At 67.7% G+C, this 21,447-nt stretch carries 19 protein-coding genes; 14 read left to right on the top strand and 5 right to left on the bottom strand.

What is annotated here, in order from left to right:
• Nucleotides 1–130: 130 nt before the first annotated feature.
• Entirely contained in the window at nucleotides 131–685 is a 555-nt protein-coding gene (gene sigK, locus LEL84_RS10905) for an ECF RNA polymerase sigma factor SigK (protein ID WP_058249824.1), read from the bottom strand.
• 255 nt (nucleotides 686–940) lie between these two features.
• On the opposite strand from sigK, the gene LEL84_RS10900 reads away from it, so the two are divergent.
• The 10 genes from LEL84_RS10900 to LEL84_RS10855 all read left to right on the top strand — a co-directional run bounded on the left by LEL84_RS10900 (nucleotide 941) and on the right by LEL84_RS10855 (nucleotide 11,859).
• Nucleotides 941–1,546: a DNA-3-methyladenine glycosylase I gene (locus tag LEL84_RS10900; protein WP_226514045.1), complete on the top strand. Its 606-nt coding sequence runs from the start codon at nucleotides 941–943 to the stop codon at nucleotides 1,544–1,546.
• A 29-nt stretch (nucleotides 1,547–1,575) separates the two neighbouring features.
• Nucleotides 1,576–2,322 carry an Asp/Glu/hydantoin racemase gene (locus LEL84_RS10895; RefSeq protein ID WP_065629543.1) on the top strand — a complete coding sequence of 249 codons (747 nt, stop codon included), beginning with the start codon at nucleotides 1,576–1,578 and terminating at the stop codon, nucleotides 2,320–2,322.
• Nucleotides 2,319–2,714: a PPOX class F420-dependent oxidoreductase gene (locus LEL84_RS10890; protein ID WP_065629544.1), complete on the top strand. Its 396-nt coding sequence runs from the start codon at nucleotides 2,319–2,321 to the stop codon at nucleotides 2,712–2,714. The genes LEL84_RS10895 and LEL84_RS10890 overlap by 4 nt, the downstream gene beginning before the upstream one ends.
• Nucleotides 2,715–2,955: 241 nt before the next feature.
• A complete protein-coding gene (locus tag LEL84_RS10885; protein WP_083229393.1) occupies nucleotides 2,956–3,054 on the top strand; it encodes a potassium-transporting ATPase subunit F in 99 nt (32 codons plus the stop codon).
• Nucleotides 3,055–3,058: 4 nt separating this feature from the next.
• Nucleotides 3,059–4,864 carry a potassium-transporting ATPase subunit KdpA gene (kdpA, locus tag LEL84_RS10880; protein WP_226514044.1) on the top strand — a complete coding sequence of 602 codons (1,806 nt, stop codon included), beginning with the start codon at nucleotides 3,059–3,061 and terminating at the stop codon, nucleotides 4,862–4,864.
• A gap of 44 nt (nucleotides 4,865–4,908) precedes the next feature.
• The gene (gene kdpB, locus LEL84_RS10875; protein WP_226514287.1) at nucleotides 4,909–7,023 is read left to right on the top strand and encodes a potassium-transporting ATPase subunit KdpB; all 2,115 of its coding nucleotides are present in this window, start codon (nucleotides 4,909–4,911) and stop codon (nucleotides 7,021–7,023) included.
• A gap of 4 nt (nucleotides 7,024–7,027) precedes the next feature.
• Nucleotides 7,028–7,663, top strand: a complete 636-nt coding sequence (locus tag LEL84_RS10870; RefSeq protein WP_068971212.1) for a potassium-transporting ATPase subunit C — start codon at nucleotides 7,028–7,030, stop codon at nucleotides 7,661–7,663.
• Nucleotides 7,664–7,682: 19 nt separating this feature from the next.
• Nucleotides 7,683–10,232: a sensor histidine kinase gene (locus LEL84_RS10865; protein WP_226514043.1), complete on the top strand. Its 2,550-nt coding sequence runs from the start codon at nucleotides 7,683–7,685 to the stop codon at nucleotides 10,230–10,232.
• Nucleotides 10,229–10,933 carry a response regulator gene (locus tag LEL84_RS10860; protein WP_226514042.1) on the top strand — a complete coding sequence of 235 codons (705 nt, stop codon included), beginning with the start codon at nucleotides 10,229–10,231 and terminating at the stop codon, nucleotides 10,931–10,933. Before LEL84_RS10865 ends, LEL84_RS10860 begins: the two co-directional genes overlap by 4 nt.
• Nucleotides 10,930–11,859 carry an aminoglycoside phosphotransferase family protein gene (locus tag LEL84_RS10855; RefSeq protein WP_226514041.1) on the top strand — a complete coding sequence of 310 codons (930 nt, stop codon included), beginning with the start codon at nucleotides 10,930–10,932 and terminating at the stop codon, nucleotides 11,857–11,859. Before LEL84_RS10860 ends, LEL84_RS10855 begins: the two co-directional genes overlap by 4 nt.
• A 688-nt stretch (nucleotides 11,860–12,547) precedes the next feature.
• Here LEL84_RS10855 and LEL84_RS10850 read toward each other — a convergent pair.
• Nucleotides 12,548–13,300, bottom strand: coding sequence for a maleate cis-trans isomerase (locus LEL84_RS10850; protein WP_226514040.1), 753 nt, complete (start codon nucleotides 13,298–13,300; stop codon nucleotides 12,548–12,550).
• Between the two features lie 54 nt (nucleotides 13,301–13,354).
• On the opposite strand from LEL84_RS10850, the gene LEL84_RS10845 reads away from it, so the two are divergent.
• The 4 genes from LEL84_RS10845 (at nucleotide 13,355) to LEL84_RS10830 (ending at nucleotide 17,554) form a co-directional block, all read left to right on the top strand.
• Nucleotides 13,355–14,761 (top strand): amidase, encoded by a 1,407-nt coding sequence (locus LEL84_RS10845; protein WP_068969856.1) that lies wholly within the window; start codon nucleotides 13,355–13,357, stop codon nucleotides 14,759–14,761.
• Entirely contained in the window at nucleotides 14,758–15,294 is a 537-nt protein-coding gene (locus LEL84_RS10840; RefSeq protein WP_159371445.1) for a DUF3830 family protein, read from the top strand. Before LEL84_RS10845 ends, LEL84_RS10840 begins: the two co-directional genes overlap by 4 nt.
• 10 nt (nucleotides 15,295–15,304) lie before the next feature.
• Entirely contained in the window at nucleotides 15,305–16,093 is a 789-nt protein-coding gene (locus LEL84_RS10835; protein ID WP_159371444.1) for a GntR family transcriptional regulator, read from the top strand.
• Between the two features lie 75 nt (nucleotides 16,094–16,168).
• Nucleotides 16,169–17,554: an MFS transporter gene (locus tag LEL84_RS10830; RefSeq protein ID WP_226514039.1), complete on the top strand. Its 1,386-nt coding sequence runs from the start codon at nucleotides 16,169–16,171 to the stop codon at nucleotides 17,552–17,554.
• Here LEL84_RS10830 and LEL84_RS10825 read toward each other — a convergent pair.
• The 3 genes from LEL84_RS10825 to LEL84_RS10815 form a co-directional block, all read right to left on the bottom strand.
• Nucleotides 17,551–18,759 (bottom strand): M20 family metallopeptidase, encoded by a 1,209-nt coding sequence (locus LEL84_RS10825; protein ID WP_226514038.1) that lies wholly within the window; start codon nucleotides 18,757–18,759, stop codon nucleotides 17,551–17,553. The two genes, LEL84_RS10830 and LEL84_RS10825, sit on opposite strands and share 4 nt — an antisense overlap.
• The gene (locus tag LEL84_RS10820; RefSeq protein ID WP_226514037.1) at nucleotides 18,756–19,994 is read right to left on the bottom strand and encodes a PLP-dependent aminotransferase family protein; all 1,239 of its coding nucleotides are present in this window, start codon (nucleotides 19,992–19,994) and stop codon (nucleotides 18,756–18,758) included. The genes LEL84_RS10825 and LEL84_RS10820 overlap by 4 nt, the downstream gene beginning before the upstream one ends.
• Nucleotides 19,995–20,224: 230 nt before the next feature.
• Entirely contained in the window at nucleotides 20,225–21,418 is a 1,194-nt protein-coding gene (locus tag LEL84_RS10815) for a M24 family metallopeptidase (protein WP_137809992.1), read from the bottom strand.
• Nucleotides 21,419–21,447: the final 29 nt, after the last annotated feature.

Raw genomic sequence — 21,447 nt, 5'->3', positions numbered from 1 at the left:
CCCAAAATTTGTGTGGTCGACGCCACAGTCGGTTCGCTCGGGGTGCCGACATGAGTCGACCCCACTCGGTTGGCGGGTGATCGCCGTCGAGCGGGGCCGGTCGGGACGGTGGAGCTTGGTGCGGGTGAAGTCAGGCGACGCGAACCGGCACGGTCTGCCGGAGCCTGATCAGGCCGTCCCGGATGCGGGACTTGACGGTCGGCAGGGCGACGTCGAGATGTTCGGCGACCTCGCGGTAGGTGAGCCCATGGAAGTAGGCGAGCTCGATCGCCTGGCGCTGCAGCGGGGTGAGGGTTTCCAGGCCGGTGTGGATCAGGCGGGCGATCTCGCGTCGCTCCACCGATTCGCTGACCTCGTCGACCTCGCGACCGGTGTCGGCGATACCGTAGGCGACGGTCCGGCGGGTCGCCGCCGACTCCGATCGGACGCGATCGACCGCGCGCCGATGGGCGAGCGTGAGAATCCACGACAGTGCGGAGCCGGACGCGGGATCGTAGGCGTCGGCATTGCGCCAGACCGCCAGGAACGTCTCCTGGGTGGCTTCCTCGCTGTAGCCCGGATCGCGGAGGACCCGCAGCGTCATGCCGTAGACCCGGTCGCACGTCGCGTCGTAGAACTGCGCGAACGCGTCCATGTCGCCGGTGGCCACCCGAGCGAGGAGAGTGCTCAGTTCGGTGTCTTTCATCACGAAGCTCCTTGCCGCAGATGGATTGTCCCGCTCTCGGGGCTCACGTCGGGCGGCATTGCGCCGGGTGGCCGAGTTGCGATGTGTCCAACGCTAGGCCCCGCGCTGCGCAAAGTGATCATCGCGACACACAACGGGACGCTTTCGCAATACTTGGTAACGAGGAGATAACGGCGGCGCTCGCGTCCTCCGAACCGTCGATGAGCTGGGATGTCGGTGTCGCGGAGTAGCCTCCTCGCGACGAGAGGGGCGTGCATGCCTGACGACACCATAACGATCGCCGACGGTCGAGCGCGTTGCCTGTGGGCGGCGCGTGAACCGGAGACCACCTACCACGACACGGAGTGGGGTTTCCCGATCGCCGGTGACACGGCGCTGTTCGAGCGCGTCTGCCTCGAGGGTTTCCAGTCCGGGCTGAGCTGGCGGACGATTCTGATCAAGCGGGAGAATTTCCGGGCCGCGTTCGCCGGATTCGACATCGAGCGCGTGGCACGCTTCACCGAGGCCGACGTCGCCAGGCTGCTCGCCGACGCCGGCATCATCCGACACCGCGGCAAGATCGAGGCATCGATCAACAATGCTCGCCGGGCCGTCGAACTGATCGACGAGCAGGGGTCGCTGGAGTCCTTTTTTGGGAAATATGCCCCCGCCGGGGACCACGTGCCGGGTTCGATGACGACCTCGCCCGAGTCGCTCGCTCTGTCCAAGGACCTGAAGAAGCGCGGCTGGCGGTTCGTCGGTCCGACCACGATGTTCGCCCTCATGCAGGCGACGGGAATGGTCAACGACCACGCCTACGGCTGCGTGATCCGCGAGGACGTGGAAGCGGCGCTGCGCAAGGCGAGCCCGCACAAATTGTAGACAATCCGACAATGTGCCATCATCCCTGCATGACGGCCCAGATCGGCATCGGGATGGTGTGCCCGTTCGACATGGCTCTCGATCGTGAGCTGTGGCGGTGGATGCCGGATTCGGTGTCGCTGTACTTCACCCGCACCGGTTTCATCGACGCGCCGGTGGACGTGGAACTGTGCCGCGACCTCAACAACCACGCCGAGATCGCCGCCGCCGTGCGCGCCGTCTCGTCGGTCGGTCCGCGCTCCTTCGGTTACGCCTGCGCGTCGGGCAGCTTCGTTTACGGGATGGCCGGTGCGCTCGAGATCTCGAACTGCATGGTCGCGGCCGGCGCCGACCGGGCGGTGACGACGTCCGAGGCCCTGATCCGCGCCCTCGATGCGCTGAACGTCGGCACGCTCTCGGTCGCCACGCCGTACACCGCGTCCCTCACCGGCCTGCTGTGCGATTTCCTCGCCGAGTCCGGCCGGAGCGTCGTCGCCCAGGCGGGGCTCGGGCGGAACTCCGAGATCTGGACCATTCCGTACCACGTGACCGCTGACCTCATCCGCGCCGCGGACCACCCCGACGCCGAGGCGATCTTCGTGTCCTGCACCAACCTGTGGACCTACGACATCCTCGCCGGCCTCGAAGCCGAACTCGGCAAGCCCGTCCTGTCGGCGAACCAGGTCACCGCCTGGGCGACCCTGTGCGACGCCGGAGTCCTCGGCGAGATCAACGGGCCCGCGGGCACGTCGGACGGCCATGCGCAGACACTGTTTGCCCGTAGCATTGCCGCATGACCTCGAGCGCGGCGACATTCGGCGAAGCAGGCACCGCCAAGTACGTGAATCTCACGACCTACCGCAAGGACGGCACCGCGGTGACCTCGCCGCTGTGGGCGGCGCTCGACGGCGACCAGCTCGTCATGTGGACCGTCGCGGATTCGTGGAAGGTCAAGCGCCTCCGCCGGGATCCGCGCGTCGTCGTGCAGGCCTGTGATGTGCGGGGCCACAAGTCTTTCGGCGCACCGGTCAGCGGTACCGCCGAAGTGCTCGACGCGGCGGACAGCGGCCGCGTCAAGAAGGCCATCGCGGACAAGTACGGACTCCTGGGCAAGATCACGATCCTGGGCAGCAAGCTCCGCCGGGGCGATCACGGCAGCGTGGGGATCGTCATCACGCCTACGACGTAGAGGTCCGCACCGCGCGGATGTCAACGCCGCATCAATAACGGCGTGGCCCGCGTATGGAATGCGTTAAGGACTCTTTCGCGGCCCGTCGGGCTGCGTGATCCTTCGACGTGGCCACCGAGTGGTGGACGTCGATGTGATCGGAGAGTGACTGCGTGGCGGACCTCGTGTACGTGCTGCCGGCCCTCGCAGGGTTCGCCCTGTGCGTGCTGGCGGTGCGAGCCCTCGATGTGCGGACCAAGTCGTGACCGCCGACGGGGTGACCAACGTCGTGCTGCTGGCCCTCGCCGCCGCGACCGTGGTGTTCCTGCTCGTCGCGCTGGTGTTCCCGGAGAGGTTCTGACGCCGTGAACACAACTGTTGCGGGACTGCTGCAGGTGGCCGCGCTGGTCGTCATCCTTGCCGTTGCCTACGTCCCCCTGGGCGATTACATGGCACGCGTCTACACCGGTGAGAGGGACCTTCTCGTCGAGCGCGTCCTCTACCGGATGGCGCGGGTGGACCCCCGCCGCCAGCAGACCTGGGTGGGTTACGCCCCTGCAGTGCTGGCCTTTTCGCTGATCTCGTTCCTCGTCGTCTACCTGCTGCAGCGTCTGCAGGGGGTGTTGCCGTGGTCCGACGGTAAATCCGGTGTGGCCCCGTCGATGGCGTTCAATACCGCGATCTCCTTCGTCAGCAACACCAACTGGCAGTCCTTCTCGCCCGAAGTGGTGATGAGCAACCTGACACAGATGCTCGGCCTCGCCGTCCAGAACTTCGTCTCGGCAGCGGTGGGACTGGCGGTCGCGATCGCGGTCATCCGCGGGATCGTGAGCCGCCGCGGAACCGGCGAGATCGGGAACTTCTGGGTGGACCTGGTGCGCGGATCGGTCCGAATCCTGTTGCCGCTCAGTCTCGTCCTCGCGACACTGCTGATCACCCAGGGGCTGGTGCAGTCCTGGCACACCGGGTTCGGGTGGACCACCCTCGACGGTGCCGACGCGCGGAGCATGCTCGGCCCGTTCGCCTCGCAGGAGGCCATCAAGGAACTCGGCACCAACGGCGGCGGGACACTGTCGGCGAACTCGGCACACCCGTTCTCCAACCCGACGCCTTTGTCGAACCTGCTGGAGATCGCCGTACTCCTGTTGATCCCGGTCTGCCTGACGCGCACCTACGGAAGGATGGTCGGCGACCGCCGGCAGGGACTGACGCTGCTGGCCGTGATGGCCGCGATCTGGTCGCTGATGCTCACGCTCGTATGGGTCTTCGAGAGCCGCACCCCCGGAAGCGCTTCCGCGGCCGCCGGGGGGATGATGGAAGGCAAGGAGGTCCGGTTCGGCATCCCCGGATCGGCGCTGTTCGCGGTGTCGACCACCGGCACGTCGACCGGCGCGGTGAACTCCGCGCACGACAGTTTCTCGGCGGTCGGCGGCGGCGCCGTCCTGTGGAACATGCTGCTCGGTGAGGTCGCACCCGGCGGTGTGGGATCGGGTCTCTACGGCATCCTCGTGATGGCGATGATCACCGTCTTCATCGGTGGTCTGCTCGTCGGGCGCTCGCCCACGTTCCTCGGTAAACGCATCGGACAGCACGAGATTACCATGGCCGCGCTGTACGTGCTGGTGATGCCGGCGCTCGTATTGATCGGCACCGGGATCTCTATGATCCTGGGATCGACGACGCAGGCGCAGGGCAACAGCGGGGCGCCGGGGAGTCCGGGCTCGATCCACGGGTTCAGCGAAGTCCTGTACGCGTACGCGTCGGCGGCGAACAACAACGGCAGTGCGTTCGGCGGACTCACGGTGACCGGTGACTGGTTCCAGGCCTCGCTCGGTATGGCGATGCTCGTGGGTCGTTTCCTGCCGATCGTGCTGGTGCTCGCGCTGGCCGGGCTGCTCGCCCGGCAGACGCCGCGCGGTGGTGACGCCCGGTCCGGGGACCCCGCGCGACCGTCGGCCGCCATCGGGGACCGAGTCGGCGGCGCGTCGACCGCGGTTCTCACCGTCCCTGCCGACACCGCCACCGATGACGTTGCGGCGGAGACGCGTTCGACCCTGCCCACCTCCGGACTCCTGTTCGGATTCCTTCTGACCGCGACCATTGTGCTCGTCGCCGGTCTCACCTTCTTCCCGGCCATGGCGCTGGGACCGATTGCCGAGGCACTGCTGTGACCACACAACTCGTCACCTCCGACGATCCTGACAAGACGAGCGTCGTGGATCCCACCGACGCCGAGCCGACGCTGGTGTCGCGCGGCGCCTTCGACGTGCGTTCGCTGGTGACGTCGATGCCGCTGGCACTGCGGAAGCTCAGCCCGCGCGATCAGGCCCGGAACCCGGTGATGTTCGTCGTGTTCCTCGGCGCGGTGGTGACCACCGCGCTCGCGGTGCTGCGGCCGTCCTGGTTCAGCTGGACCGTCGCCGCCTGGCTGTGGTTCACCGTCCTGTTCGCCAACCTCGCCGAAGCCGTCGCCGAGGGACGTGGCCGGGCGCAGGCCGACAGTCTGCGAAAGGTGAAGCGGGACACGGTCGCTCGTCGGCTCATTGTCGACGACGACGTCACCGGGGTCGGGGCGACCGAGGAGGTCGCCGGCAGCGACCTGCGGATCGGCGACCTCGTCGTGGTCGAGGCGGGCGAGGTCATCGCCGGTGACGGCGACGTCGTCGACGGGATCGCCACCGTGGACGAGTCGGCGATCACCGGTGAGTCGGCGCCGGTCGTCCGCGAATCCGGTGGCGATCGCTCGGCGGTCACCGGCGGAACCGTGGTGCTCTCCGACCGCATCGTCGTCCGGATCACCACGGCGCCGGGGGAGACCTTCGTCGACCGGATGATCGCGCTCGTCGAAGGCGCCGCCCGAAAGAAGACCCCCAATGAGATCGCGCTGGACATCCTGCTGACGAGCCTGACGGTGATCTTCCTGCTCGCGGTCGTCGCCGTCGGGCCGATGCAGGAGTACGCCGGGCAGTCGCCCGATCCGGTGAAATTGATCGCGCTGCTGGTGTGCCTCATACCGACGACCATCGGCGCCCTGCTCAGCTCGATCGGCATCGCCGGCATGGATCGGCTGGTGCAGCGCAACGTTCTGGCCATGTCGGGGCGCGCGGTCGAGGCGGCCGGCGACATCGACACCCTGCTGATGGACAAGACCGGGACGATCACCTACGGCAATCGTCGTGCCACCGACCTGTTCCCGGCACCGGGAGTGTCCGTCGAGGAACTGGCACGGATCGCCCACCGGTGCAGCCTCGCCGACGACACCCCCGAGGGGCGAAGCATCGTCGACCTCTGCCGGACCGCATACGGGGTGGCCGCCGACGCGGAGACGGGCGCAGACCGTCCGGTCAGCGACACGATCATCCCGTTCACCGCGCAGACCCGGATGAGTGGTGTGGACTCCCGGGCCGATGGTGTGACAAACGGCGGGGCCACGGTCGAATACCGCAAGGGCGCCGCCGATGCGGTCACCCGGTGGGTCACGGCCGGGAATGGCGTTGTCGACGACACGGTCGCCGCCGACGTGGAACGGATCTCGTCGGCGGGTGGCACACCCCTGGTGGTCGGCGTCCGTGCCCACGGGCAACCGGCCCGGGTCATGGGCGTGATCGCCTTGTCCGACGTGGTGAAGCCCGGCATGACAGCGCGGTTCGCGCAGCTCCGCGCGATGGGCATCCGCACCGTGATGGTCACCGGCGACAACCCGCTCACCGCCCGGGCCATCGCGACCGAGGCCGGTGTCGACGACTTCGTCGCCGAGGCCACACCCGAGCAGAAGCTGGATCTCATCCGCTCGGAGCAGGCCGCCGGGCGTCTGGTCGCGATGACCGGCGACGGCACCAATGACGCACCCGCACTGGCGCAGGCCGACGTGGGCCTTGCGATGAACACCGGGACATCGGCGGCCAAGGAAGCCGGCAACATGGTGGATCTCGACTCCGACCCGACGAAACTCATCGAGGTCGTCGGCATCGGCAAGCAGTTGCTGATCACCCGAGGTGCCCTGACGACGTTCTCGCTCGCCAACGACCTCGCGAAGTACTTCGCGATCCTGCCCGCGATGTTCACCGCCGTCTATCCACAACTCGACGCCCTGAACATCATGGGCCTGCATTCGGCGCAGTCGGCGATCGTGTCCGCGGTGATCTTCAACGCTCTGATCATCGTGGCGCTCATCCCGCTGTCGTTGCGCGGCGTGCGCTACCGGCCGGACTCGGCGTCGAAGTTGTTGGGCCGCAACCTACTCGTCTACGGAATCGGTGGGGTGGTCACGCCGTTCGTCGGCATCTGGCTGATCGATCTCCTCGTTCGTCTTCTTCCGGGAATGGGATGACGTCATGAACACAGTCTGGTCCGGCTTCGTCCGGCAATGCGTCGCCGCCGCGGGCATGATCCTCGGTCTCACGCTGATCCTGGGCCTCGCCTATCCGGCTGCCGTGTGGGCGATCTCGCGGGTGAACACCGACGGGGCGGAGGGCTCGCGGGTGTTCGATACCGCGGGATGTGCGGTCGGCTCGACGCTGATCGGTGTCGACCCGCAGGTCGAAGCGGGTGCGCCCGATCCGTATCTGCATGCTCGGGTCGTGGGCGCCCCGGGTGAGCCGATGGCGACCGGGGACCCGGCAGCGTCCGCGGCGACCAATCAGGGGCCCAACAGCGAGGCCCTGCTGACCAACGTCACCGCGCGTCGCGCGCTGATCGCCGCACGGGAGGGAGTGACACCCGCGCAGGTGCCCGCCGACGCGGTGACCGGGTCGGGGTCGGGACTCGACCCGCACATCAGTCCCGCCTATGCCGGGCTACAGGTCGCCCGGCTCGCGCGCGAGAACCGTCGGTCACCCGCGGAGATCGAGGCGGTCATCGACGCGCACACCGAGGGCAGACAGTTCGGATTCCTCGGTGAGCCCCGCGTGAACGTCCTCGAGGTGAACCTCGCGCTGGGGCACGCGCCGCCCGGCTGTCGCGCCCCGTGAGCGCGGTTAGACTCGGCCGATGACGTCAGCGGCGACCGGGCACCACGATGGTCGCGGCAAACTGCGGGTGTTCCTCGGTTGTGCGCCCGGCGTCGGCAAGACCTACGAGATGCTCGCGCAGGCCAGAACCCTTGTCGACGAGGGCACGGACGTCGTGATCGGGGTCGTCGAATCCCACGGTCGGGTCGCGACTGCCGCTCTCGCGGAAGGTGTGGAAGTCGTCCCGCGCACCAGGCGCCCCTACCGCGGGACACCGTTGGAGGACATGGACCTCGACGCGGTGCTGGCTCGCCGGCCGCAGGTGGTGCTGGTCGACGAGCTCGCCCACACGAATGTCCCCGGGCTCCGAAACCGCAAGCGGTGGGAGGACATCGAAGAGTTGCTCGCCGCGGGGATCGACGTCTACTCGACGATCAACATCCAGCATCTGGAGAGTCTGAACGACGTCGTCGCCCAGATCACCGGAGTGGTGCAACGGGAGACCGTGCCCGACGACATCGTGCGCGGTGCCGACGAGATCGAACTCGTCGACATCGATCCGCAAGCGTTGCTCCAGCGCCTGTCCGCGGGCAAGGTCTATCCGAACGGGCGGGTCGACGGTGCCCTGGCCAACTACTTCCGGCAGGGCAACCTCACCGCGCTGCGCGAGCTCGCGCTGTTGTGGCTCGCCGACCAGGTCGACGACAAGCTCGCGGATTATCGTGCGGCGCACTCCATCACCGAGACCTGGGAAGCGCGTGAACGGGTCGTGGTGGCCGTCACGGGTGGCGCCGAATCGCCGACCCTGCTCCGACGCGCGAGCCGGATCGCATCGCGGTCGAGCGCCGAACTGCTGGCCGTCCATGTGGTCCGGGGCGACGGGCTGACCGGTGCGGGCGTGGACCTCGCCGCGCTCAAGGAGCTCGCGACGGGATTCGGGGCGCGAATCCACACCGTCGTCGGCGACGACATCCCGGACACGCTGCTGGACTTCGCACGTGGCGTCAACGCCACCCAGCTCGTACTCGGCACCTCGCGCCGACCGCGGTGGCAGCGGATCTTCGACGAAGGTGTCGGCGCCGCCGTGGTGAGCGAGAGCGGGCGCATCGACGTGCACATGGTGACCCACGACGAGACGTCGCGCCGGTCCCGACTCGACATCCGGGACACCCGCTTCCACCGGCCGCTGAGCTGGGTCTTCGCGGTGCTGGTCCCGGCCGTCGTCACCGGGGTGCTCCAGCTGCTCGACCCGTGGCTCGGTTTCGCCAGCCAATCGGCGCTGTACTTCGTTGCGGTGCTGGCGGTGTCGATGCTCGGTGGCATCCTGCCGGCCGCGTTGTCGGCGGTCATCTCCGGCCTTCTGCTGAACTACTTCTTCACCGATCCCAGGTTCACGTTCACGATCAGCCAGCCCGACAATCTGATCACCATCCTGGTCATGCTGTTGATCGCGATAGCGGTTGCCGTGCTGGTAGATTCGGCGACCGTTCGACGTGCACAGGCGCAGGACGCCGCCCGCGAGGCCGAACTGCTCGCGCTGTTCTCCAGCGTCGTGCTCGGCGGCGCCGACGTCCCGGTGCTGCTGGATCGGTTCCGGGAGACCTACGATCAGTCGGCCGTGTCGGTGGTACGGCGGACCTCGCGGGTCGGCCGGACGGTCGAGGCCGCGGTGGGCGACTCACCGCCGACGACCCCGGAGGACGCCGACACCGTCTGCGTCGTGCCGGGTGACGAGTTCGAACTGCTCCTGCGCGGGCCGAAGCTCGGGGCGCGGGATCGTCGCGTCCTGTCGGCCGTGGCCGGGCAGGCGGCGGGCGCCGTGCAGCGTCACGCCCTCGAAGCCGAGGCGGCGACGGCCGACGCGCTCGCGCGCACCGACGAGCTACGGCGGGCCCTACTGTCGGCGGTCGGACACGACCTGCGGACACCGTTGGCCGCGGCGAAGGCGGCGGTGTCGAGCCTGCGCAGTGACGACGTCACCTTCAGCGCCGAAGACACCGCGGAACTGCTGGCGACCGTCGACGAGTCGGTCGACCACCTCACCTCGCTGGTGGGGAACCTGCTGGACTCCTCGCGGCTCGCGGCAGGGGCGGTCCGGCCGCAGCGGCAGCGGACCTTCCTCCCCGAGGTCGTGCATCGCGCCGCGGTGACGGCGGGGCGACCCGACCGGCAACCGGGCCCGGTCTTCGATCTCGAACATGCCTGGGCGTATACCGATCCCGGACTGCTGGAGCGTGCGCTGGCGAACCTCATCGACAACGCGCGCCGACACGGCGGCGGGCAGTTCGAGATCACCGCCCGGTTGACCCCCGCCGACCCGCCGCGATGCGTGATCCGGGTCGTCGACCACGGAACCGGTCTCCCGATGGTGGATCGAGACCAGATCTTCGTACCCTTCCATCAGAATGGCGACACCAGCGGCGCGTCGTCGGGGGTGGGCCTGGGGCTGTCGGTGGCGCGGGGATTCGTCACGGCAATCGGGGGCGTGCTGAGCGTCGAGGACACGCCGGGCGGTGGCGCCACCATGGTCGTCGACCTGCCCGCGACCGACGAGGATACGCACGCCGAGACCGAAGGGCCGACTCGATGAGCGCCGAGAAGACGCGGGTCCTGGTCGTCGACGACGAACCGCAGTTGTTGCGAGCCTTACGGATCAACCTCAACGCGCGTGGCTTCGCGGTGACGACCGCGGCCACCGGGGCCGCGGCGCTGACGGCGGCCGCGCGGGAGAACCCGCACGTCGTGGTGCTCGATCTCGGCCTGCCCGACATCGACGGTCTGACGGTTCTCGAGGGACTGCGCGGATGGACGACGGTGCCCGTCATCGTCCTGTCGGCGCGCACCGACGCTGCCGACAAGGTCGTCGCGCTGGACTCGGGGGCCGACGACTACGTCACCAAACCCTTTGGCATGGAGGAGTTCCTGGCCCGGCTGCGAGCTGCGCTACGGCGCGGAGCCGTGTCGAACGCGACGTCGAAAGCACCGGTCGTGAACGCGGGTGCCTTCGTCGTGGATCTGGCCGCCAAACAGGTGACGCGCGGGGAGGTTCCGGTCCACCTGACGCCGACCGAGTGGGGCATCCTGGAGATGCTGGTGCGTCACGAGGGAAAACTGGTGTCGCAGAGTGACATCCTGACCACGGTGTGGGGCCCGGGGTACCTGGGGCAGAGCAACTACCTGCGCGTCTACCTGGCGAGTCTTCGACGCAAACTCGAGGAGGACCCGGCGCACCCGCGGCACCTCCTGACCGAGGCCGGAATGGGCTACCGGTTCGTCCGTGGCGCACCGTGATCACGGCGTCGGAGATCCCGGTCGGTCTGTCGGAGCAGGCCGCGCTCGGTCCGCTGTGGGTGGACTGGCTGTCGCGTCTACCGGGCGCGGTCTCGGCGCTCCTGGACGAGTGGGGATTGCGTCGTGACGGCGACGAGTTGTGGCACGGGTTCGAGTCACTCGTCGTTCCCGTGCTCGACCGGCAGGGTGCGCGGGCGGTCCTCAAGGTGGCCTTCGACGGTGACGACGAAGGCGCGCAAGAGGCACTGGGACTGCAACATTGGCACGGTCGCGGAGCGGTAAGCATGTTGCGCGCCGATCCGCGTCGTCGCGCGATCCTCCTCGAACGACTGACGCGACGCGATCTGACCACCGTCGACGATGACGAAGCATGCCGGGTGGTCGCCGGGCTCTACGGCCGGTTGCACGTCCCCGCGCCGGGGCGGCTGGCGCTCCTCACCACCCACCTCGAGCGCTGGCTCGACAGCCTGGCCGGCATTCCGCGGGACGCCCCGGTACCGCGACGGTTCGTCGAGCAGGCGCTGTCGGTCGGCCGAGACTTCCTGGCCGACACGGCCACGGTGGGTGTCATCGTGCACGGCGACCTGCACCACGAGAACGTCCTCGCCGATGCCGACGGCCGCTGGGTCGCCATCGACCCGAGCCCGATGTCGGGGGATGCGCACTACGAACTCGCCCCCATGCTGTGGAATCGCCTCGGCCCGCGCGTATCCGACGTTCGGTACGACATCCGCCGCCGCTTCTACACCATCACCGATGCGGCGGACCTCGATCCGGACCGGGCCCGCGACTGGGTCATCGTCCGGATGATCCTCAACGCGCACTGGGCGATCGAGGACGCCGACCGCGCGTCGCGCCCGCTCCGACCGGCCGACCGAGAGTGGATCACCACCTGCATCACCGTCGCGAAAGCGGTGATCGACTGATCCGTCGGCCGTGCGCCGAATCTCGTTGACTGTGCGTCGGTCGCGAGCCCCCGCTGGTTGAGCCGGCACCCCCCTCCGCTGGTTGAGCCGGCACCTCCCTCCGCTGGTTGAGCCGGCACCCCCCTCCGCTGGTTGAGGCGGCACCCCCCTCCGCTGGTTGAGCCGGCAGCTCCCTCCGCTGGTTGAGGCAGCACCCCCCTCCGCTGGTTGAGGCGGCACCTCCCTCCGCTGGTTGAGGCGGCACCCCCCTCCGCTGGTTGAGGCGGCACCTCCCTCCGCTGGTTGAGGCGGCACCCCCCTCCGCTGGTTGAGCCGGCACCCCCCTCCGCTGGTTGAGCCGGCAACGAGCCGCTAGGCGAGTCGCCGTGTCGAAACCACCTGGTGACCCGACAAACTCAACTGCCGACAATCAGGTCGGCGTCATTCCGGACTGTCTCTGGATTTCGGCCTGCCGGCGTGACACGCCAGCTTGTCGGGCTACGCCTCCGCGACGACATCGACTCGACGTACACATGTGCGGCGCTTTCGGGTTGGTCGAATAAGGGCCGAGATCCATATGGGTTTGTCTGGTTACCAGGTGGTTTCGACACGGCGCCTCGCTCCGCTCGGGGCCGGCTCAACCAGCGGGTGGGGACGCCCCTCAACCAGCGGGTGGGGACGCCCCTCAACCAGCGGGCGGGGACACCCCTCAACCAGGGGGTGGGCCGGGCGGAGAGGTGAACAAGCTCCCGAGTCCGGGAGCGTCGACCGTGAGCCCGGTGAGTCGGAGCCCCTCCCACGCGGTGACCTGATTCGCGGTCAGCACGGGTTTGCGGAACTTGGCTTCGAGGTCGACGACCCACATCGCGGTGTGCAATGCGGTGTCGGGGACCAGGATTGCTTGTGCCGAGCCGGAATCGGCGGCCGACAGCATGTCGAACAGTCCGTCGCCGTCGAACATGCCTGCCTCGGTCGCCGTCCCGATGTCGTTGGCGCGCAGGGCCACCACCTCGACACCCGCGTCGGCGAGAAACCCGGTGAAGCGACTCGCCAGTGGTTCCGGATAGGTGGCGGCGATCGCGACCTGTGACAGACCGAGATGCCGGCAGGCCGCGGCGAAGGCCAGTGACGTCGACGACGCCGGACGGCCGGACTTTCCGGCCACATCGGCGGCCTGGCGTCGGGCACCGTCGAAACCGTAGACGAAGCTGCCCGAGGTGCACGCCCACATCAGCGCCGATGGGTGGTGGGCCTGCGCTCGCCGCACGCCGTCGAAGAGGCGGTCCTGCTCGCCGACCGCAGCCATGGCCTCGACGGTGTGGTCGTCGGAGTCCACCTCGGTGATCACGACCGGCAATCGGACCTCGGAGTGGGGCTCGGCAGCGCCGATCGCGGCCTCGATCAGTGCGAAATCGTCCTCGGCTGCGTGGCCGGGGTAGAGCATTGCGACGGTGGTTGTCACGCCCACACCTCCAAGGTAGATTGTCAACAATCTACCAATCTTCCGAGGGGGCGCATGACGGACGCCACGCGGTGGCTCAGCGCCACGGAACTGGCCGAGGCCTACCGTACCGGCGAGCTGACGCCGGATTCGGTGGCGGCGGAACTGCTCGACGCCATCGATGACGTCGATCCGTCCATCAATGCGTTCTGCCTCATCGACCGCGAACGCACGTGCGCCGAGGCCCGGGAGTCCACTGAGCGATTCGCCGCCGGGACGCCCCGCGGCCCGCTCGACGGCGTTCCGGTCTCGATCAAGGACCTGTTGCTGACCGCCGGATGGCCGACGTTGCGCGGCTCGCTGATGATCGAGCCCGATCAGATGGTGTGGGACATCGACGCTCCCGCGGTGGCACGTCTGCGTGAGGCAGGTGCGGTCCTGCTCGGAAAGGTCACCACACCGGAATTCGGATGGAAAGGCGTCACCGACAGTCCGCGCACGGGCGTCACCCGCAATCCGTGGGACACCTCGCGTACGTCGGGCGGGTCGAGCGGAGGCAGTGCCGCGGCGCTCGCGGCCGGCTTGGGTCCGCTGTCGGTCGGCACCGATGGTGGCGGTTCCATCCGGATACCGGCTGCCTACTGCGGCGTCGTCGGGTTCAAGCCGACACTCGGCCGGGTGCCCATGTATCCGCCGAGCCCGTTCGCGCCGGTGGCCCACGTCGGTCCGATGACGCGGACGGTGTCGGATTGCGCTGCGCTGCTGGATGTCCTGAGCGGGTTCGATCCCCGTGACTGGTCCGCACTGCCGTCGCCGACGACCAGTGCGGTCACCGCGGTCGCCGACGTTCGCGACCTCGCCGATCTGCGTGTCGGCTACAGCGCCGATCTCGGCTTCGGCACCAACGACCCAGGCGTACAGGCCAACACCGACCGGGTGGCGTCGGTACTGGAACAGCTCGGAGCGACCGTGGAGAAGGTCGATCTCGGATGGGAGGACCCGGCCTGGGCCTACCACGTCATCTGGTTCGCGGGTGCCGACGTCGTCGTCCGCGGGCTCGGACCGCACGCGGCCGAACACGTGGACCCGCTGCTGATCGACGCGGTGGAACGGCATTCCGGTTTCACCGCAACCGACTTCGTCAGCGCAACCGCGCTACGGATGGAGATGGGCACCCAGATGAGCCTGCTCCATGAGGAATTCGACGTCCTGCTGACGCCGTCGATGCCGACGGTGGCGTTCGAGGCCGGTCGTATCGTCCCGGACGGGGCGGGGTCGCCCGACTGGACATCCTGGACTCCCTACAGCTACCCGTTCAATCTCACCGGTCAGCCGGCGATCACCGTACCGAGTGGATTCGCCGATGGTCTGCCGACCGGCGCACAGTTCGTCGGCGGCCGGCATCACGACGAGACGGTGTTGCGCGTCGCGGCAGCGTACGAGGCGGCCGCCGGCTTCACGATGTTGGGAGACCGCGCGTGACCGACGAACAGCGAACCGGCCCCGCGGCCCGACATGACCGGTTCATCACCGTGACATTGGAGAAGCGCGGGGTCACGGCGGTCGCCCGGATGCTCGATGCCGAGGCGCCTCGCACCGCAGCTGCGGTCTGGAACGCATTGCCGCTGGGCGGCCAGGTGTTTCACGGAAAGTTCGCCCGCAACGAGATCTACACCCTACTGCCGGCCTTCTCCGCGACCGAACCGGGCATGGAGAACACCACCATCACGCCCATCCCGGGCGACCTGTGTTACTTCACCTTCGACGGGGTGCTCGAGAACCCGGCGTATGGCTACGAGCTCGGCTCGGCCCCCGCCGAGCACCGGCTCCTCATCGACCTCGCAGTGTTCTACGGCCGCAACAATCTGCTGGTCAACGGTGACGTCGGATGGGTGCCGGGCAATGTGTTCGCCACGATCATCGAGGGTCTGGACGACTTCGCCGCGGCCTGCAATGACGTCTGGATGGGCGGCGCGCGCGGGGAAACACTGACTTACGCGCGCCATTCACGGTAAGAAAGAGGGAATGACGGTGACCATGAAGGTGGGGGCGAAGACGCCGGGTCCACAGGATCCGGGGACGAATCGAACCGTCGTCGACCAGGCGAAACAGGACAAATCGCCACGTCGGCGGGTGCTGTCGCCGCTGGTTCAGGAATCGACACCGGCGATCATCGCGCGTAAGTTGCACGATGCGATCGCAAACGGGGACTTCGCACCCGGCTCGCAGTTGACGGAGTCGGGGCTGGCGGCCGATCTGGGCGTCAGTCGTGGTCCGCTGCGCGAGGCCATGCAGCGCCTGACCGCGGAAGGACTGCTGGTCAGCCACCGTAACCGCGGCTTGTTCGTCGTCTCGATGGAAGAGGACGACATCCGGGACATGTACGTCGCGCGCACTGCGGTGGAACGCGCTGCTGTGCAACAGGTGATCGCGCACCGCGAGCAGGAGGCGGTGGAGGCACTGGGCGGCGCGGTCGACGCGATGCGCGTGTTCGTCGACGAGCCGAACGGCGCGGGGATGGCCGAGGCCGACATGGCCTTTCACCAGACCTTGGTGGAATATGCCGGAAGTCAACGACTTTCGCGGTTGCACGAGACGATCCTCGTGGAAACGCGAATGTGTCTGCGAGCCATGCGAGGGACGTACTCCTCGGGAAAGGACCGGATCGACGAACACCAGGCGTTGGTGGACGCCATTGCCGCGGGAGACGCCGCGGCGGCCGATGCTCTGATGATCGAGCACATGGCCGACGGGTTGCGTCGCCTGCTCGGGGACGGCGAGGACGCCGCGAACCTGCAGGTGGCGATGGGCTGATCGCCCGCGGCCCCGGGTCCACCGATCGCAGCAACGAGATCGACCCTCAGCGGCCCCACGACTCAGGAAGCGCAGATGAGCGACACGACGACAGCAGACAGTTACGAGCAGCTCGCACCAGACCCGAATTCACGAGAGGGCAAGAGACTTCTCCGCAAGGCCATCGGCGCCTCGGCGATCGGCAACGCGACCGAGTGGTATGACTACGGCGTCTACGCCGCGGCCTCGGTCTACCTGACGCAGGCGTTCTTCCCGGGGGAGTTCGGAACCGTCGGCACCATGCTGGGTTTCGCGATCTCCTTCGTCCTGAGGCCCCTCGGCGGTATGGTCTGGGGACCGATCGGCGACCGCATCGGCCGCAAATCGGTTCTGGCGATGACGATCCTGCTCATCTCCGGCGCGACCGCACTGATCGGCCTGCTGCCCACGCATGCGTCGATCGGGTTCTGGGCACCCGTCCTGCTCATCCTGCTCCGTGTCATCCAGGGGTTCTCGACCGGCGGCGAATACGGCGGTGCCGCAACGTTCATGGCCGAGTACGCGCCCGACAACAAGCGCGGAAAGTACGGCTCGTTCCTCGAATTCGGCACCCTGGCCGGTTTCTGCGGCGGGACACTCTTCGTCCTCCTGCTGCAACTGGCGTTGTCCGACAGCCAGATGGATCAGTGGGGCTGGCGCATCCCGTTCCTGCTCGCACTGCCGATGGGCCTGATCGGGCTGTACCTGCGGTCGCAGATGGAGGACACGCCGGTGTTCCAGGAACTGGAGCAGGACAACGAGATCAAGGGCTCGGCCTGGACCCGGTTCAAGGATCTGCTGGTCAACTACCGGCGTCCGATCATCACCATGTTCGGTCTGGTGATCGCGCTCAACGTGGCGAACTACACCCTGCTGGCCTACCAGCCGACCTACCTGCAGAACACCATCGATCTGTCCGAGACCTCGGCCAGCGTCGTCAACCTCATCGGCCAGCTCGTGATGATGCTGCTGATCCCGTTCTTCGGATGGTGGTCGGACTCGACGGGCCGCAAACCCATGTGGTGGGGTTCGCTGATCGGCCTGTTCGTCCTCGCGCTGCCGCTCTACTGGCTGATGGGTCAGGGGTTCGCCTGGGCCATCGTGGCATTCGTCATCCTGGGTGTGCTGTACATCCCTCAGCTGGCGACCATCTCGGCCACCTTCCCGGCGATGTTCCCGACCCAGGTCCGCTATGCCGGTTTCGCGATCTCCTACAACGTCGCGACCGCGGCATTCGGTGGAACCGCGCCGCTGGTCAACGATGCAGTGGTCGAGAGCACCGACTGGAACCTGTTCCCCGCGGTCTACATGATGGGTGCCTGCGCCATCGGCATGGTCGCCCTGGTCTTCCTGAAGGAGACCGCGGGCGCCTCGCTGCGCGGTACCGAGATCCCCAGTCTCGAGAACGATTTCACGGCGCTGCAGAAGCAGAAGGTGAACTAGGGGCCCAGCAGCCGCATCGCGGCGAGGGCGTAGGCTCTCGCCGCGATGACCAGGTCGGCGATGGCCACCGACTCGTCCGGTTGGTGGGCGTCGGTGTTGATGTTGCCCGGACCGAGAACGATCGACGGGACACCGAGGTCGCGGCTGACGAAGCCACCGTCGCAGGCGGCAGTCCAGCCGCCGACCGAGGTGTCCGCCCCGGCATCGGTGACCGCACCGACCGCTGTGGTGACGAGCGGGTGCGTGGCTTCCGTCGCGAAACCGGGCATCTCCATGGTCACCCGGACGTCGACGCTGATGCCGTCGGTGTCGATTCTTCTGTCGCTGATCGCTCTTCGCAGATCGTCGGCGATCCGATGCGGGTCCTCATCGGGCATCAGGCGCCGGTCGATGCCGAGCGAACAACCCGGTGCCACCACCGAGATGCCCTGTCCGCCTGAGATGGTGCCGACATTCCAGGTGCCATGACCGAGCAGTTCGTCGGCCGTCTCGGCCAGCCGTTCACCGTCGGCGCGGATGATGTCGACGATGGCCGCCGCGGCGTCGATGGCGCTGCGACCATCGGTGGGACGTCCGGAATGAGCCGCGCGACCGGTCACCTCGATCTCGATGTACGACGCACCGCGGCAACCCCGGACCACCTGCATGTCGGTGGGTTCGGCGACCACGCAGCCGCGGAACTCGAGGTCGGCGGGGCGGCCCACGAAGTCCCGCACCCCGGTCCCGTGTTCCTCCTCGTCGACGGTGCACACCAGGCGGACCGGTCCGGAGAGTTCGACCCCGACCTCGGCGGCCCGGCGTAGCGCGGTCATCGCCGCGACGACGGCGGCGAGGCCGCCTTTCATGTCGGTGGCACCGCGGCCGTAGATGCGGCCGTCGCGGATGCGGACCGTGTACGGGTCCGCTGACCAGCCGGGACCGGCCGGGACCACGTCCGAATGTCCGAGGAACATCAGTCCCGGTCCGGTGCCGGCAGGCACGGTGGCGACGAGATTGGGCCGCCCCGGTGCCACTTCGTGGGTCACGACGTCGAAACCGAGCGCGCGGCAGGCACTCTCGAGCACTTCGACCGCGGCTTCCTCGGTACCGCCCGGGTTCTCGCTGGGCGCCTCGACCAGTGCCGAGGTGAGCGAGATGATCGCGGCCTCGTCGATGAAGCCGAGCACCGCGGTCTCGGCGGCGGTCAGGTCTGGTTCACGACTCACCCGGCCATCTTCTCAAGACTGGCCGTGAGACGTCGGACACCCTCGTCGATCCGTTCCGGGATGCTCGACGCGAAGCAGAGACGCATCGAGTTGCGGAAGCGTCCACCGGGCGACAGCGCGGGGCCGGGAATGAACGCCACCCCGTCCGCGAGCGCGACCTCGAAGAGTTCTCGCGTGTCGATCTCGGCGAACTCGTCGCGCAACGTGACCCACAGGAAGAAGCCGCCCTCGGGGTCCGTGGTCACCACCCGATCGCCGAGACGACGTCTGATGGCGTCGAGCATGGCCTCTTTGCGCTCGCGGTACAGCAGGCGAATCCCGGCGAGATGGTCCTCGAGTCCGCCGCGGGCGATGTACTCGGCGACGATGTGCTGGTTGGGCACGTTGGTGCAGGTGTCCATCGCCTGCTTGCCGTTGATCAGCAGCTGGCGTAGGGAGGGATCGGCGTCGACCCAGCCGACACGCCAGCCCGGCGCGAGGATCTTGGAGAACGTACGGACCGAGAAGATCAGCGGGTCGCCGGGGCTGAGCGTCTGGAAGGTCGGGATGTCGGTGCCGGCGAACCGCAACAGCCCGTACGGGTCGTCGTCGATGATGACCGACCCCCAGGTGTGCGCCAGCCGCAGCAGTTCGCGGCGGCGCTCCTCGGACATGGTGACGCCGGACGGATTCTGGAATGTCGGGATCGTGTAGATCGCCTTCGGCGTCTGACGGGTGCGTGCGACGAGTGCCTCGAGCTGATCGACCTGCATGCCGTCGTCGTCGACGGGAACCTCGAGCAACTGCGCGCCGTAGGACAGCGCGGTCGCACTGCCGTTGGTGTACGTGGGGGATTCGACGATGACCAGATCCCCGGGATCGACGAACAGCTTGCAGGCGAGGTCGAGTCCCTGCATCCCGCCGGTGGTGATGACCAACCGGTCGAGGGACGACGGGTCGGGGGTCGTGGCGAGATAGTCGACGAGCAGTTGCAGCAGCCGGGGCTCGCCTTCCGTGGCACCGTAGGTGAACGAGGTGTGATCGAGGATCTCACCGGCGATCTGACGGAACTCGTCGGCCGGTACGGCCTCGTCCGCGGGGGAGCCCATCGCGAACCGCACGATGTCGTGGGACTGCGCGGCGAGCAGCGAGGTCGACGAGTCGATCATCGAACCGACGAGGTCCTTGGCGCGGCCCGCCAACGGCAGTGTCGGTGCCGAATGTCGGTTCTGATAGGCGGTTTCGGTTGTGGTCACTTTCTTCACCTCGTCTCGGCAGCCCTTCGTGGCTCGTCGCTTGCGCTCCTCGCACCTCAGGGATCAGATCGTGTGGTCGTCGTGTTGGTTTCGCACCTCAGGGATCAGGTGGTGTGGTCGTCGTGTTGGTTTCGGACCTCAGGGATCAGGTGGTGTGGTCGTCGTGTTGGTTTCGGACCTCAGGGATCGGATTGTGTGGTCGTCGTGCTGGTGTCGATCAGGTTGTGTGGCTACTTCTGGATCAGTTCGCGCGGGAAGTCGGTGAAGCATTCGACGCCGGTCGGGCTGACCCGGACCGACTCGGACAGCTCGAAACCGTAGTTGTCCATCCACATGCCGCAGACGATGTGGAAGGTCATGTTGGTCTCCAGTACCGACTCGTCCTCGCTGCGGATGCTGATCGTGCGCTCGCCCCAATCGGGCGGGTAGCCGATGCCGATCGAATAGCCCAGGCGCGACGGCTTCTCGAGCCCGTACTTCGCAAGTGTCCAGTTCCACGTCGAGGCGAGTTCGCGGGTGGCCACGCCCGGCTTGATGGCCTCCAGCACGTTGTTCAGGCCCTCGGCGGTTGCCTTGGCCACGTAGTCGAGATCCTTGCTCGGGGTGCCGAGGGACACCGTCCGGGCAAGCGGACAGTGGTATCGGTTGTGTGCACCGGTCAATTCGATGACGACCGCCTCGTCCTCGACGAAAGTGCCCTGGTGCCAGGTGAGGTGCGGGGTGTCGGCCGCCGCGCCGGTGGGCATCATCGGGACGATCGCCGGATAGTCGCCGCCGTACTCCGGGGTGCCGGTGATCTGCGCCTGCGAGATGGCCGCGGCCGCATCGCATTGCCGCACCCCGATGTCGATGGTGTCGATCGCGGCGCGCATCGCCTTCGAGCACACCATGCCGGCCTGGCGCATCAGTTGCACCTCGGCGTCGGACTTGACCGAGCGCACCCAGTTGACGAGCTCGAAGCTGTCGACGAGCTTCCACTCCGGAATCGCGTTGAACAGCGCGCGATACGCCTTCGGCGAGAAGAAGTGTGAGTCCATCTCCAGGCCCACGGACCCGGTGTTCGATGCCGGGGCGATGAGGTGCCGCTGACGCAGCGACCACGCGACCCAGTCGAACGGGTGTAGGTGCGGGCGGTGCACATAACTCTCCGGGTAGCCGACGATCTGATCGGCAGGCAACCACGTCGTGCGGTGTGCGCCATGCGCATCCATCTCGCGAGCGTAGAAGACCATCTCCCCGTCGATCGGCACGAACAGCATCTGCGGGGTGTAGAACGACCAGGCGTTGTAACCGATCAGATAGAAGATGTTGGCCGGATCGGTGACGATGATCGCCGACAGACCCTGACGGTCCATGAGCTCACGGACACGTCTCAGGCGCTGCTCGTACTCGCTGTCACTGAACAGCTGAGCACCCAGGTACATGGTCTCCTCGCTCCTGTCTGAACGCTGAT

Origin of the sequence: Gordonia sp. WA4-43 (genome assembly GCF_020520305.1) — a bacterium.
GTDB lineage: Bacteria > Actinomycetota > Actinomycetes > Mycobacteriales > Mycobacteriaceae > Gordonia > Gordonia hongkongensis.
This window is presented reverse-complemented; position numbering and strand designations above follow the sequence as displayed.